Here is a 13,946-nt window from a genome sequence, read left to right on the forward strand (position 1 = left end):
GCATTTCCTCTTGTCGGGGGATCTCGGCGACCCCTCATGTTTCATTCATGAACCCTATATAGCACCTGATATTGTGCATTGCAATATTATTGTGCGCTGCACAATTAGATTTTCTGCATGTTGAAAACCGGGGCGGATTAACCTTACCAATCGAAAGGGTCCCGACTTTCTGGACCCAAAGGCACTGCCTAGCTATTAAAAATCTGTTAATTTACTCGCAGGCCATGAAGCGACAGGTCCGAAAATGCCCGCTCAATACCCATTCATCGACGTCGCCGTGCACGACCTCATCCGACCGCGTCTGGCGCGGGGCGAGGCGCTCGTGCTGTTCGCGCCGGGGCTGGGGCGGGTACTCTGGTGCAACGGCGCCGGCGCGCGCTTCTTCGGCGCCGACTCGATCTACGACTTTCTCGAGGAAGGCCCTAACCGCGGCGACATCACCTTTCGGCAGCTCGAAACGGTTGCCCGCCAATTGTCATCGCCGGGCGACAGCCGCAATCTGATGCTGCGCATAACCTCGGGCTTCCAGAAGCTGCCGATCACGGCATCTGCCGACTGCATCGAGATCCGCAAGGGGGAGCCGGTGATCCTGCTCTCGCTGCCGGCCGTCAAGCGCGCGACCGGGGATAAGCAGCTCGCCCAGGAACTGATGAGCGGCTTCGACGATCCGGACACGCATATGGCCGTGCTCGATGGCGAGGGCGGCCTCGTCGCGAGCTCCGACGGCTTCCCGGGCCTCGGCATCACGCCGCAGACGGCGCGCATGCTGATCAATCTCGTCGAGGCGGATGCAGACAGGCTCGTCAAGCGGCCGATCCCGACAGGCCGGGGATATCTCCCCGCCGCCATCGGCAAGATTTCTGACGCGCCGGCGCTCCATCTTCTGTTCGCGGTCGAGACGATCCTCGGCCAGATGGACCCGAGCGACGACTTTGCAGAAGACGAGGATCTGCCGACCGCAATCGCCGAGCCTGTCCGGGCCGACGATACGGTCGAAGACGAGACCGAGACCGAGACCGAAGACTTCGCAATCTCCGCGGATGAGACAATGGCAGAATCGGCCGAGCTCCCCTCGCCTGCTGCGCCCTTTGAGAGCGTGATTGCTGCCCTCGGAGACATTGAAGAAATCGAGCCGGACACCGACGCTTTCGACGCGCAGGACGAAACGACCGATGCAGACGTTGATGTGCTGGTGGTCGAGTCGGCTGAGGCAGAGGTCGAAGCGATCCCGGACGAGACTGACGACACGTTTGCCAACGAGCCGGATGAGCCCTTGTCGTCGGAAGCGGCCGATCATTTCGACGAACCGCCTGTTGTCACGGAAGCGGACGTGCCCGCTACCAATCAGATCGTGGAGACCGTTGAGACCGCCGCTGCAGCGACCGTCGCGCCGACAACCAGGCTCGCGGGCCATGGCCCCGACACCGAAGGTTTCACGTTTCATCAGGATCGGCGCGCCACACGCTTTGTCTGGAAGATCGATGCCGAGGGCCGGTTCAGCGAGGTTTCGGCGGAGTTTGCCCAGGCCGTCGGCCCGCGTGCGGCCGATATCGAGGGCGTTGCCTTCTCCGATCTCGCGGCCCTTTTCAATCTCGATCCGGACGGCAAGATCAGCGAACTCCTGAAGAAACGCGACACCTGGTCCGGCAAGACGATCTACTGGCCCGTCGAAGGAACACGGCTGGTAGTGCCCGTCGATCTGGCGGCCCTGCCAACCTATACGCGCAACCGCGAATTCGACGGCTTCCGCGGTTTCGGGATCGTCAGGGTCGCGGACGCACAGGACGATCCAGACGCGATCGGCATGACCTTTGTTGAGCAGCGCCCCACCGCTGATGCGCCGGACGAACTGCCGACCGGTATGCACAGCGACCGGGACGAGGAACTCGCGGAGTTCTTGAGCGAACTCAGCGAAGGCGAGAGCCATCCCCCGGAAGATTATCTCGAAGAGCAGATCTCCGAGGCAGGCGAACAGGTTCTCGACACCCACATCGAGGCGGATGACGACAACGACGCGGTTGACGCCGCTGAGCCGAGCGTGGAAGCCGAAAGCGCAAACGATCTTGCGCCGTCGCGCCCGGTCGACTTCGAGCCACCGGTGCTGCGGATCATGGAGCCGCGCAAACCGAGCCTGCCAGACAAGGTCGTGCAGCTGCAGGATCATCGTGTCCGCCAGCGCGACAGCCTGACACCCGGCGAACAGGCCGCATTCCAGGAGATCGCACGCAAGCTCGATCCGCTCAGCCTCAGGGCAAAGGTCGAGCAGTCGCTGGCGTCGTCGGAGCCACCCGTGCTGCGAAACGAGCCGGCCGCGCCGTCACCGAAGACGCCGGAAGCGCCCCAGACGCCGCCCGCCAGCGCGATCACGCCGACCGAGCCCGTCGCCGAGCCTTCGGCCGAAGCCAATTTGCCGAGCCCATCGGCGGATCGGCCGGCCGGAAGACGCGAGCGCAGCCTGACTGCTGATATCATCGACCTGATGCCGGTCGCGCTCCTGGTGCATGTCGGCGACCGGCTGATCCACGCCAATCCGGAATTCTTCGCGCTCACGGGATACAAGACGCTGGGTGAACTTGACGACGTCGGTGGTCTCGACACGCTGATCCAGCGTCGTGATCTGGAAGAGCCCGGCGATGAGGCGGGCCAGGTCGTGGCCCTCTGCGCCGACGACCGTCTGCTGCCGGTTACGGCACGGCTGCAATCCGTACGCTTCGAGGAAACCACCGCCCTGATGCTGGCACTGATTGCCCAGCCCGAGGAACAGGTCCGGCCGGAAATGCCGGCCGAGCCCGAGACGGTGACGGTTGCACCGGCCGCGACACCGGCGCAGGCGGGGGAACTCGCCCGCATGAAGGTCGAAGTGGACGAGCTGCGTTCGATCCTGGAAACCGCGACCGACGGCGTGGTGATCCTCGATTCCGACGGTGACATCCGTTCGATGAACCGGGCGGCAAGCGCGCTCTTCAACTTCGACGACATGGAAACGCGCGGGAAACCCTTTGTCATGCTGTTTGCGCATGAGAGCCAGAAGTCGATCCTCGACTATCTGAGCGGACTTGCCGGTCATGGCGTCGCTAGCGTCCTGAACGACGGTCGCGAAGTGATCGGTCGCGAGGCCTCCGGCGGCTTCCTGCCGCTGTTCATGACCATCGGCAGGCTCAACTCCTCCAACGGCTATTGCGCAGTCATCCGCGACATCACGCAATGGAAGCGGACCGAGGAAGAGCTGCGCAACGCAAAGCGCGCGGCGGAAACGGCCAACGCCCACAAGACCGACTTCCTTGCCCGCGTCAGCCATGAGATCCGGACACCGCTGAACGCGATCATCGGCTTTGCCGACATGATGGCCAACGAGCATTTCGGCCCGGTCGGTCATCCGCGCTACGGCGAATACGCGCACGACATCGTGCGCTCTGGCCGTCATGTGCTCGACATCGTCAACGACCTCCTCGACATTTCCAAGATCGAGGCGGGCGAGATGGAGCTCGATTTCTCCTCCGTCGGACTGAACGAAATGGTGCAGGCAGCGGTGTCGATCGTGCAGCCGCAGGCGAACGGCCAGCGGGTGATCATCCGCACCGCGCTGTCGCAGGCCGTGCCGAATGTTGTGGCCGACGGGCGCTCGATCAAGCAGATCGTGCTGAACATCCTGGCGAATGCAATCCGCTTCACGCCGTCTGGCGGACAGATCATCGTGTCGACGGCTTATGAAGCGAATGGCAGCGTGGCGCTCCGGATCCGGGATACCGGCATTGGAATGTCGCGCAGCGAACTCGAGCAGGCGATGAAACCCTTCCGCCAGGTTTCGACCGGCACGCCACGCAATCGCGGCGACGGCACCGGTCTCGGCCTTCCGCTGACCAAGGCCATGGTTGACGCGAACCGGGCCCAGTTTGCGATCTCGTCGACGCCGAACGAAGGCACGCTGGTCGAGGTGACCTTTCCTTCGCCGAGGGTATTGGCGGACTGACATCTCGGAATGATCGCGAGGACGGGGAGAACGGCATGACGGCATTCAGCATTCTCCTCGGCATTGCCGTCGCCATCGCGGTCGGTGCCATGAGCCCCGGGCCGAGCTTCGTACTTGTTTCGCGGATTTCGGTTGCCAATACGCGATTGCATGGACTTGCAGCAGCGATCGGGATGGGGCTTGGTGGGGCTCTGTTTGCGGTTCTGGCGCTCGCTGGTCTTATTGCTCTGCTCGAACGGGTTGAATGGCTCTACCTGGTTTTGAAGGTCGCGGGCGGACTCTATCTCGTCTATCTCGGTGTGATGATCTGGCGCGGCGCAGCTGCGCCGATCTCGGTCGGATCGGCAGAGGGGCGGACCATGCACTCGCTGCCGCGCTGCCTGGCGCTCGGCTTCGTCACGCAGATCAGCAATCCGAAGACTGCCGTGGTTTATGCCAGCATCTTTGCGGCCCTGATGCCGCAAAACCCGCCACTCATGGTGGTTATTGCACTGCCGCCGGTGATCTTTCTCATCGAGGCCGGGTGGTATGCCATCGTTGCGATCGCCTTCTCGGTGCCGCGCTCGCAACGCGCCTATCTCAGCGCGAAACTTTGGGTCGACCGGCTCGCCGGCGTTGTCATCGGTGCACTTGGGTTGCGATTGATCGGCGAAAGTCTCGCACATCTGCGGCGCTGACCACGCCGCGACAGTCGGGCCGGTTTTCATCGCCCTCGCTTTCCGCTAGAGGAAAACCATTCCCGCATTCGCAAGGGCCGACCGTTTGTCCACATTGCCGCGCACGGGCACAGCCCACTCCGTTTCGCCCAAGGGCACGCATGCCAGCAGACGCATGGGATCGGCAACGTTTGCTGCGCTGATTGCCGCGGCGGTCGTTTTCATGCCGATCGTGGCGATCTTCGTCATCGGCTTCTCGGCCGAGCCCGACAACTGGCAGCACATGATGACGAATGTCATCCCGCGCGCTGGCGTCAGGACCTTCTGGCTGCTGCTCTTCACCGGGCTCGTGACGGCTGTGGTCGGGGTCGGCACGGCATGGCTGGTCACGGCATGCGAGTTTCCGCTGCGGCGCCTCCTCTCTCCAGCCCTTGTTCTGCCGCTCGCCATTCCCTCATATCTGGCTGCCTATGCCTTCGGGGAGTTTCTCGATTTCACGGGACCGGTGCAGACGACCTACAGGGCAATCTTCGGCTTCACGTCGTCGCGCGAATACAGTTTCTTCGATGTGAAATCGCTGTCGGGCGCCGTGCTGGTCATGTCGGCGGTGCTCTATCCCTACATCTACCTCGCCTGCCGATCGATGTTCCTGATGCAGGGGCGCGCAGCAGCCGATGTCGCCCGCACACTCGGTTCCAGCCCATTCAGGGTCTTTGCCCGCATCCAGGTCCCGATGGCGCGCCCGGCGATCATGATCGGTCTGACGCTTGTGATGATGGAGACGCTGAACGACATCGGGGCAGTGGAGTATCTGGGCGTGCAAACGCTGACCTTCTCCGTCTATGACACCTGGCTCAATCGCGGCAGTCTGGCGGGTGCAGCGCAGATCGCCTGCGTGATGCTGGTGATCGTTGCCGGCCTTCTGGTCATCGAGCGCATCGCTCGCAGACAGCAGCGCTTCTCGAGCCACAAGACGACGGCCATCGTGCCCGATGCCATCCGGCTCAGGCTGAAGGGCCCGAAGGCATGGCTTGCGGCGATCTTCTGCCTTCTGCCGATCCTTGTCGGTTTCGTCGTGCCTGTCTTCGTGCTGGGCGGGTTCGCATTGCGTCGTCTCGAAGATTTCCTCGAGCCGCGGCTGCTTGATGCCCTCTGGAACTCGACGCTCGTGTCCTCGGCCGCCGCCCTGATCACGGTCTTTCTGGCCTTCGTGCTCTCCTATGCGGCGCGGACAGACCGTTCGCGTCTGGCGAAGGGCGCCGGACGGCTTGCCGCACTCGGTTATGGGATTCCCGGTACGGTGCTGGGGATTGGCGTTCTGATCCCGCTTGCGAGCTTCGACAACGCCCTGGACGGTTGGCTGCGTGCCAACCTGGGCATTTCGACCGGCCTTCTTCTGTCGGGCACAGGTTTTGCGATCGTCTATGCCTACACCGTCCGCTTCCTGACCATGGCGGAAGGCACGATCGATGCCGGTTTCCAGAAGCTATCCCCGCATCTCGACATGGCGGCTAGGACACTCGGCCGCTCGGGTCTGCAGACATTGCGCCAGGTGCTGCTTCCCAACCTGCGTCCTGCCGTACTGACGGCGGCTCTGCTCGTCTTCATCGAGACGCTGAAGGAACTCTCGGCCACGATCCTGCTGAGACCATTCAACTTCAATACGCTGGCGACGCTGGTCTATGAAGATGCCTCGCGGGGCATGGCACAGGATGCCTCGGTGGCGGCGATCATCATCATTGCTGCCGGCCTGATCCCCGTGATCCTGGTTTCCCGATCGCTCGACGAACGACGTTGAACCGGCATCGCACGACAAAAAAAGGGCGGCCGAAGCCGCCCTTGAGTCAATGCTGTCGAACCGGAGTACTCGAGCGATCGACATTTTGTCGGAGGCTTAAATCGAGGCCTCACTGCGTCTGATCGCGCGTCTCCAAGTTGCCCTCAGTCTTGCCGAATGCCAGTTAAGAGATCCTTACCCGTCGGCGCCGCCAGCTACCCAACATTTGAGGTATTGCCCTGATATTGCTGTGTTTCGGGACACATTTTCGTCAGGAGCGCAGCTGTGGCAGATCGGCGAAGAGGGCGAGCGCTTCCGGATTGGCGAGCGCCTCCCTGTTCTTGACAGGTCGTCCGTGCACCACCTCGCGCACGGCAAGCTCGACGATCTTGCCGGACTTGGTGCGGGGAATGTCGTCCACCTGAATGATCTTGGCAGGGACGTGACGCGGCGAGGCGCCGGTGCGGATCTGCGTCTTGATCTTTTTGTCGAGCTCTTCGGTCAGAGACAGGCCCGGCGCGAGGCGCACGAATAGGATAACGCGGACATCGTCATCCCAGTCCTGACCGATGCAGATCGCCTCGACCACTTCATCGAGCTTTTCGACCTGGTTGTAGATCTCGGCCGTTCCGATCCGGACCCCGCCAGGATTCAGGGTCGCGTCTGAACGGCCGTGGATGACGATCCCGTCATGCTCGGTCCATTCGGCGAAGTCGCCATGGCACCAGGTGTTGTCGAAGCGTTCGAAGTAAGCGGCGCGATACTTGGCGCCGTCGGGATCGTTCCAGAACATCACCGGCATGGACGGGAAGGCCTTGGCACAGATCAGTTCGCCCTTCTCGCCGCGGACCGGTTTGCCGTCGTCATCCCAGACCTCAACCGCAAGCCCGAGGCCCGGCCCCTGGATTTCGCCACGCCAGACGGGCTTCAACGGATTGCCGAGCACGAAGCAGGACACGATGTCGGTGCCGCCGGAAATGGAGGCAAGCTGGATATCGTCCTTGATCCCCTCATAGACGAAGGAGAAGCCTTCCGGCGACAGCGGCGAGCCGGTCGACGTCATCAGCCTCAGGCTCGATAGATCATGCGAGCTCTTCGGCACGAGGCCGCCCTTTCGGACGGCATCGATGTATTTGGCCGATGTGCCGAAGATGGCGAACTTCTCGGTCGCGGCATAGTCGAAGAGGACATTGCCGTCGGGATAGAAGGGCGATCCATCGTAGAGGCAGAGGGTCGCGCCACAGGCAAGGCCTGAGACGAGCCAGTTCCACATCATCCAGCCGCAGGTGGTGAAGTAGAAAAGCCGCTCTCCGGCCTCAAGCCCGCAATGGAAACGGTGCTCCTTCAGATGCTGCAAGAGGGTGCCGCCGGCCGAATGCACGATGCATTTTGGCACGCCGGTCGTGCCGGAGGAGAAGAGGATGTAGATCGGATGGGAGAACGGCAGACGGCGATACTCGATGTCCTTGACCGAGAAATCGGTGATGAACTGTTCGAAGCTGCGGCCATCCGGCAAGCGCTCGATCAGCGCCGCCGTGTCTCCTGCGTAGGGAACGACGAGCACCGGGACATCGAGCTTGGCGGCGACGGCGACAATCTTGTCGGAGACGTCCTGCCGCTTGCCGTTATACCAATAGCCGTCACAGGCAACGAAAAGCTTCGGTTCGATCTGGCCGAAACGGTCGAGCACGCCCTGATCGCCGAAATCAGGCGAGCAGGAGGACCAGATCGCGCCGAGCGAGGTAACGGCCAGCATCAGGGCCACCGTCTCCGGCATGTTCGGCATCATGGCCGCCACACGGTCACCTTCACCGATGCCCATGGCTGAAAGCGCCTGCTGCAGGCGGGATACCGTCGCAGTCAGTCGAGACCAGGACCACCGATCGGCGACCTTGTTTTCGCCCCGGAAGATCAGCGCATCGCCCTCGCCTGCATGGGCGAGCAGGTTCTCGGCGAAATTCAGTCGCGCTTCGGGGAAGAAGCGCGCCTTGAGCATGTCATCGCCGTCAGACAGCGCCAAACCGCCCTTTTCGCCGATCACCTCGCAATAGTCCCAGACAGCAGACCAGAATGCAGCGCGGTCCTCGACCGACCAGCGATGAAAATCATCATAATCCGCAAAGCTCCGGCCAAGGCGATCACCGCACCACTGCATGAACAGGGTAAGCGGCTGTTTCGTCTTGAAATCTTCAGACGGTGTCCAAAGGGCTTTTTGTCCGGTCATGCTGATCCTCCTCAAGCGTATGGTCTTTCTATAGCATGCGGCAATGCAATATACAGACGCGTGCGGCTTGGAATATGGTCTGACATTTGCACCAGAGGGCAAATTCCTATATCCGCGCAGAAGTTCACGAAACCTCAGGACCTTCATCAGGGCATGCGCAATCCAGGACGTGGCGATCATACTTCACGCCCCTCCTCCCGCTGGCCGCGTGGCCGCCGCAGGGGCATGATCAAGCTCGCCTTGCTGATCGCCGCTGTCATCGTGGCCGTATCGGTCGTCCTGCGGCTCAGCGCTCCTTATCTGGTGTCGAGTTCCGTGGTGCGATCTGCCATCGCCTCGTCGATTGCGGCCTGGGTCGGACACGAGGTGACGATCGACGACGTTGCCGATATCGGCTTCTGGCCGCAGCCGGAGATCACGTTGACCGGCATCAAGGTGACGCGCATCTCCAATGGCGAACTGGAGACGCTTGGGGAGGTTGATCGGCTGTCTGCGCGGTTCGGCCTGATCTCCGCGCTTGCCGGCCGGCCGGACTTCAGCGCATTTCGACTGGAGCGCCCGCGGATCCAGGTCTGGCGCGGTATCGATGGTGGGCTCGACTGGAGCGATCAAGGCGTATTGAGCGATGCGGTCCGCGCGGCAGTAGCCGCCACGCCTGATGTTCAGACAAACGGTGCCGCCGACAATGCGGAAATCGGATCGGTCGAGATCATCGATGGCGAGGTCACGCTAACCGATGTCGCCAGCGGCGCGTCTTTCGTTGCAAGCGGCGTCAATGCAAATATCGATTGGCCAGGTCTTGCAGCGCCCCTGTCCGGCCAGGGACGTTTTCGGCTGGGCGACACTCCGGTTTCGGTCAAACTCCACACGCCGACGCCGTTGGTCCTGATCGGCGGAGCAGCGAGCCGGGTTGATGCATCCGCCTCGATTGCGGATTTGAGCGCAGAAGTTCGCGGAACCGTTAGCCTGCGTCAGGCGAGCGCCGAAGACACCGATATCAACATTCGCATCTCCGATGTTCCCAAGACCGCTGCGGCCCTCGGCCTTCGCCTTGCCGGAACCGAACGCTGGCGAACCGCCGCCATCCAGGCGCGGGTGACGAATGCCGAGGACGAATGGCGCTTCGAGGATCTCGACTTCGAGATCAACGATAGCCGCGGTGACGGCATCCTGGCGCTCAAAAATCGTCCCGGCGAGCGCCCCCTCCTGAGCAGCACGCTTGCAATCGACCATCTTCAACTGGACGATATGCTTCAGGCCCTGTCCATCAATGTCGGTGACCGGGCGAATGTTCGCCTGCCCGGCCTGACCCGTTGGCTCGACATCGACCTGCGCCTTTCGGCGGCCACGGCCGCTTTCGGCGGCTTTCCCATGAGTGACCTCGGGGCAAGCCTTATCGGTCGGGGTGATGCGCTCAACCTGGTGATTGCCGACACGCGCTTCCTCGGTGGGACGATTGCTGCCCGGCTGAGCGGCACGGGAGAAGGTTTCGACAAAGGCGCGGACGTCGCGGTGACAATGACACGCGTCGATCTCGGAGATCTGATGTCGCGCCTCTCACTTGATGGGGGCCCTTCACTCAAGGGGACCGGATCAGTCGGCTTCAATGCGAAACTGGTCGGGACCGGCTGGCAGCAGAACATCGAGGCCATGTCCGGCAAATTGACGATTGCGTCGGACAATGGGCAGGTCACCGGCTTCAGCCCGGACGGCTTGCGGCGGCTCGCAGCCGACCGGGCTTACTTCCAGCTGAGCGCCACCGGAAACGACGGCTTGGATTACAGCACGCTGGATATCGCCGTCAGTTTTTCGGAGGGGTCGGCGGAAGTCGAACGAGCTGACATCATCGGTAAGCGACAGAAGCTCGACCTGGCGGGGATCATTCCCTACAGCCGCCAGGCACTGGCGCTGACAGGTGCACTGTCAGCGGCCAGCAACGGCGACCAGACACAGCTTCCGCTCAGCTTCTTCATTGGCGGCGCGTGGAGCGATCCCGTCATCTCGCCTATCCCCGCTCGGCCGGTCCCTGGACAATAAAGGTCCGAAGCGTCGCTGCCTGACAGTTCCATTCGAAAACTCAAATACTAGAATGGACGAATCACAGGTTGGGGGACGGCTGGTGCAAACAATGCTGTCGGGTTTTCTGAAACTGGCTCTGGCATCGTTGCTGGCCGGCAGCCTGTTGTCCATCTTCGGCATCACGCCCAGATCGGTCATGGACTTCCTGGGTGTGACGGCCGAGGAGTTGCACAATGGCATGATCTCGGCCTTCGCCTGGGCGGCACCGCGCATGGTGATGGGGGCCGTGGTCATCCTGCCGATTTGGTTGGTGGCCTATATCCTGATGCCGCCGAGGGGCTGACACACCCCGTTTTGCATGTTCAGGCCAGTGTGCCTCGCGCGGCGACATGTTCGTCTCGCTGCCGCTGAAGTTCCCGCTGCTTGGTACCGATCGAGGCGATGATGACGCCGAGGGTCACGATCCCGATGAGGATGGTGCAGATGGCGTTGATCTCGGGCGTAACCCCTAAGCGCACCTGCGAGTAGATCTTGATCGGCAGCGTCGTGGCACCTGGACCGGTGGTGAAGCTTGCGATAACGAGATCGTCCAGCGAGAGCGTGAAGGCGAGCATCCAGCCGGAGATGACGGCGGGCAGGATCAGCGGCAGGGTCACCTTGAAGAAGGTCTTGACCGGCGGGCACCCCAGGTCCTGCGCTGCCTCTTCCAGGCTTGTATCGAAGGTGAGGAGACGCGACTGCACAACGATCGCCACGTAACACATGGTGAAGGTCGTGTGGGCGATGACGACGGTCATCAGGCCGCGATCGACGCCGATGGCGACGAAGAGCAAGAGCAGCGACAGGCCGGTGATGACTTCAGGCATGACCAGTGGGGCATAGACCATGCCGGAAAACAGCAGGCGTCCCTTGAAGCGTGTGTAGCGAACGAGTGTGAGAGCGGCGAGCGTGCCGAGCACCGTGCCGAGCGTGGCGCTCAAAAGACCGACCTGGAGCGTGACCCAGGCCGCGCTCATCAGGCCGGCATTGCGCCACATCTCGCCGTACCACTTGAGCGAAAAGCCACCCCAGACCGTCACCAGCTTCGACTCGTTGAAGGAATAGATCACCAGGATCAGGATCGGGATGTAGAGAAAGGCGAAGCTCAGTGTGAGGATGGTCGCGTCGAATTTTCCGGGTTTCATCGTCGCGCCCTCACACTTTCTGCTGCTGGTTCTGGAAGATCGCGATGGGCACGACCAGAATGAGCAAAAGCAGGACGGCGACGGCGGAAGCCAGCGGCCAGTCGCGGTTGCCGAAGAATTCGGTCCAGAGTGTCTTGCCGATCATCAGCGTATCAGCACCGCCAAGCAGATCGGGGATGACAAATTCGCCGGTGATCGGGATGAAGCAGATCATCGAGCCGGCGATCACGCCCGGGATCGACAGCGGGAAGGTGATCTTCCAGAAGGCCTTCCACGGCGGGCAGCCGAGGTCGCTTGCGGCTTCCAGCAGGGTGCCGTCCATCTTCTCCAGAGCCGAATAGAGCGGCAGCACCATGAAGGGCAGATAGGAATAGACGATGCCGATGAAGACGGCGATCTCAGTGCGGAAGATCTGGACCTGGCTGCCTTCGTCCATCAGGCCGAGCGATTGCAGAAGTACGGTCAGCAGCCCCTCCGGCTTCAGGATGCCGATCCAGGCATAGACGCGGATCAGGAACGAGGTCCAGAAGGGCAGGATGACCAGCATAACAAGCGTCGGGCGAATGCTGACGGAAGCACGCGCCATGGCAAGCGCCATGGGATAACCGATCAGAAGCAGCAGAAAGGTCGAGATTAGCGCGATGCGGAGCGACGAAACATAGGCGTTGAAATAGAGAGAGTCTTCCGTAAGGAAGACGTAGTTCTCGAAATCCAGCTGGCTGATGAAATCCCCGATCGCTGCGAAACCTTCCAACACCGGCGTGTAGGGCGGCATGGCGATCGCCGTGTCGGACAGCGAAATCTTCACGATGATCAGGAAGGGCGTCAGGAAGAAGAGCACCATCCACAGATAGGGAATGATGACGACCAGCCATTTGGCCAATCCTGGCTTCGAGGGAGCGACGGTTTCGGCCATTCTTGCCCCCTCAGCGTGTCAAAACAAGGCCGGCATCGGCCGACCAGGACAGCCAGACCATGTCGCCGAAGGTTATCGGGCGATCGACGAGACGCGAGACATTGGCCTGGGCGGCGCGGAACATGCGGCCATCGTCAAGGCGGACGATGAAGACCGAGAAGTCGCCGAGATAGCCGATGTCCCAGACCTCGCCATGCAGAGCGTTTGCAGTCTCGCCTTCCGGCTGGGTGGTGGAGATGCGCACCTTTTCGGGTCGGATTGCAAATGCGACTGTGTCACCGCTGTGGGCCTCGCAGGCCTGTTCGACCACGATCTTCACACCATCGCTGTCGATGCGAACAAGGTCGTCGGCCCCGTGGCTTTCCTTGGATTCGAGCTTGGCTTCGAGAATGTTGATGTCACCGATAAAGTCTGCGACGTAACGCGAGTTGGGCGCCTCGTAGATTTCCGCCGGCGTCGCCACCTGGACGAGGATGCCCTTGTCCATGACCGCGATGCGATCCGAGACGGTCATCGCCTCTTCCTGGTCATGTGTTACGATCAGAAAGGTCAGACCGAGCTTGGTCTGAATGTCCATCAACTCGAACTGTGTTTCTTCGCGCAGCTTGCGATCCAGAGCGCCGAGCGGCTCGTCGAGCAGCAGCACCTTGGGACGCTTGGCCAGCGAGCGAGCGAGTGCCACGCGCTGGCGCTGACCACCGGAGAGTTGGTTGGGCTTGCGCTTGGCGAACTGATCGAGCTTGACCAGCTTCAGCATTTCCTGGACGCGCGCGTCGATCTCGGCCTTCGGCAGATTGTCCTGCTCCAGACCAAAGGCGATGTTCTTCTCGACCGTCATATGCGGGAAGAGCGCGTAGGACTGGAACATCATGTTGGTCGGGCGCTTGTAGGGCGGCACGCCGGAGAGATCCTGGCCCTGCAGAAGAATTCGACCGGATGTCGGCCGCTCGAAGCCGGCCAGCATGCGCATCAGCGTGGTCTTGCCACAGCCCGAGGGGCCAAGCAGCGAGAAGAATTCCCGCTCGTAGATATCGAGGCTCAGATTGTCGACAGCGACGAAATCGCCGAAGCGCTTGGTGACGTTTTCGAAGCGGATGAATGGAACGGCATCCGGATCGGTCCAAGGAGAAAATTTACGCTTAACAGGCCCCAGTGTCTTCGCCATTACCCGATCCCAGCCGTTCTTCTTGTTGCCCCTAC

Annotated in this window: 9 protein-coding genes; 5 read left to right on the forward strand and 4 right to left on the reverse strand. The window is 61.8% G+C overall.

Translation table 11 applies throughout. From position 1 onward, the window contains the following. Positions 1–244 precede the first annotated feature (244 nt). From IP85_RS16630 to IP85_RS16640, 3 genes are all read left to right on the forward strand, one after another. Positions 245–3,970, forward strand: a complete 3,726-nt coding sequence (locus tag IP85_RS16630) for an ATP-binding protein (RefSeq protein WP_054150795.1) — start codon at positions 245–247, stop codon at positions 3,968–3,970. Positions 3,971–4,005: 35 nt separating this feature from the next. Beyond that, positions 4,006–4,647, forward strand: a complete 642-nt coding sequence (locus tag IP85_RS16635; protein ID WP_054150796.1) for a LysE family transporter — start codon at positions 4,006–4,008, stop codon at positions 4,645–4,647. Positions 4,648–4,801: 154 nt separating this feature from the next. Then, a complete protein-coding gene (locus IP85_RS16640; RefSeq protein ID WP_054150797.1) occupies positions 4,802–6,424 on the forward strand; it encodes an iron ABC transporter permease in 1,623 nt (540 codons plus the stop codon). Positions 6,425–6,674: 250 nt separating this feature from the next. Here the strand turns inward: IP85_RS16640 and IP85_RS16645 are convergent, their stop codons facing one another. Beyond that, on the reverse strand, positions 6,675–8,627 hold the full coding sequence (locus tag IP85_RS16645) for an acetoacetate--CoA ligase (RefSeq protein ID WP_054150798.1): 1,953 nt from the start codon (positions 8,625–8,627) through the stop codon (positions 6,675–6,677). Positions 8,628–8,852: 225 nt separating this feature from the next. On the opposite strand from IP85_RS16645, the gene IP85_RS16650 reads away from it, so the two are divergent. Together IP85_RS16650 and IP85_RS16655 are read left to right on the forward strand one after the other, a co-directional pair. After that, positions 8,853–10,664 (forward strand): AsmA-like C-terminal region-containing protein, encoded by a 1,812-nt coding sequence (locus IP85_RS16650; RefSeq protein ID WP_054150799.1) that lies wholly within the window; start codon positions 8,853–8,855, stop codon positions 10,662–10,664. A gap of 91 nt (positions 10,665–10,755) precedes the next feature. Next, on the forward strand, positions 10,756–10,989 hold the full coding sequence (locus tag IP85_RS16655) for a DUF6460 domain-containing protein (RefSeq protein ID WP_054150800.1): 234 nt from the start codon (positions 10,756–10,758) through the stop codon (positions 10,987–10,989). A gap of 19 nt (positions 10,990–11,008) precedes the next feature. Here the strand turns inward: IP85_RS16655 and IP85_RS16660 are convergent, their stop codons facing one another. Genes IP85_RS16660 through IP85_RS16670 form a run of 3 tightly spaced genes read right to left on the reverse strand, consistent with a single transcriptional unit; the run spans position 11,009 to position 13,911 of the window. Beyond that, positions 11,009–11,830, reverse strand: a complete 822-nt coding sequence (locus IP85_RS16660; protein WP_054150801.1) for an ABC transporter permease subunit — start codon at positions 11,828–11,830, stop codon at positions 11,009–11,011. 10 nt (positions 11,831–11,840) lie between these two features. Continuing rightward, a complete protein-coding gene (locus tag IP85_RS16665; protein WP_054150802.1) occupies positions 11,841–12,746 on the reverse strand; it encodes an ABC transporter permease subunit in 906 nt (301 codons plus the stop codon). A 10-nt stretch (positions 12,747–12,756) separates the two neighbouring features. Continuing rightward, positions 12,757–13,911: an ABC transporter ATP-binding protein gene (locus tag IP85_RS16670; protein ID WP_054150803.1), complete on the reverse strand. Its 1,155-nt coding sequence runs from the start codon at positions 13,909–13,911 to the stop codon at positions 12,757–12,759. Positions 13,912–13,946 lie beyond the last annotated feature (35 nt).

Origin of the sequence: Rhizobium sp. AAP116 (genome assembly GCF_001295785.1) — a bacterium.
Taxonomy (GTDB): Bacteria; Pseudomonadota; Alphaproteobacteria; order Rhizobiales; family Rhizobiaceae; genus Allorhizobium.

Excerpts from the sequence above, each read along its gene's own strand:
- IP85_RS16660 (WP_054150801.1), bottom strand. The coding sequence starts at position 11,830 with ATGAAACCCGGAAAATTCGACGCGACCATCCTCACACTGAGCTTCGCC.
- IP85_RS16650 (WP_054150799.1), top strand. The coding sequence starts at position 8,853 with ATGATCAAGCTCGCCTTGCTGATCGCCGCTGTCATCGTGGCCGTATCG.
- IP85_RS16665 (WP_054150802.1), bottom strand. The coding sequence starts at position 12,746 with ATGGCCGAAACCGTCGCTCCCTCGAAGCCAGGATTGGCCAAATGGCTG.
- IP85_RS16670 (WP_054150803.1), bottom strand. The coding sequence starts at position 13,911 with ATGGCGAAGACACTGGGGCCTGTTAAGCGTAAATTTTCTCCTTGGACC.
- IP85_RS16655 (WP_054150800.1), top strand. The coding sequence starts at position 10,756 with ATGCTGTCGGGTTTTCTGAAACTGGCTCTGGCATCGTTGCTGGCCGGC.
- IP85_RS16635 (WP_054150796.1), top strand. The coding sequence starts at position 4,006 with ATGACGGCATTCAGCATTCTCCTCGGCATTGCCGTCGCCATCGCGGTC.
- IP85_RS16630 (WP_054150795.1), top strand. The coding sequence starts at position 245 with ATGCCCGCTCAATACCCATTCATCGACGTCGCCGTGCACGACCTCATC.
- IP85_RS16645 (WP_054150798.1), bottom strand. The coding sequence starts at position 8,627 with ATGACCGGACAAAAAGCCCTTTGGACACCGTCTGAAGATTTCAAGACG.
- IP85_RS16640 (WP_054150797.1), top strand. The coding sequence starts at position 4,802 with ATGGGATCGGCAACGTTTGCTGCGCTGATTGCCGCGGCGGTCGTTTTC.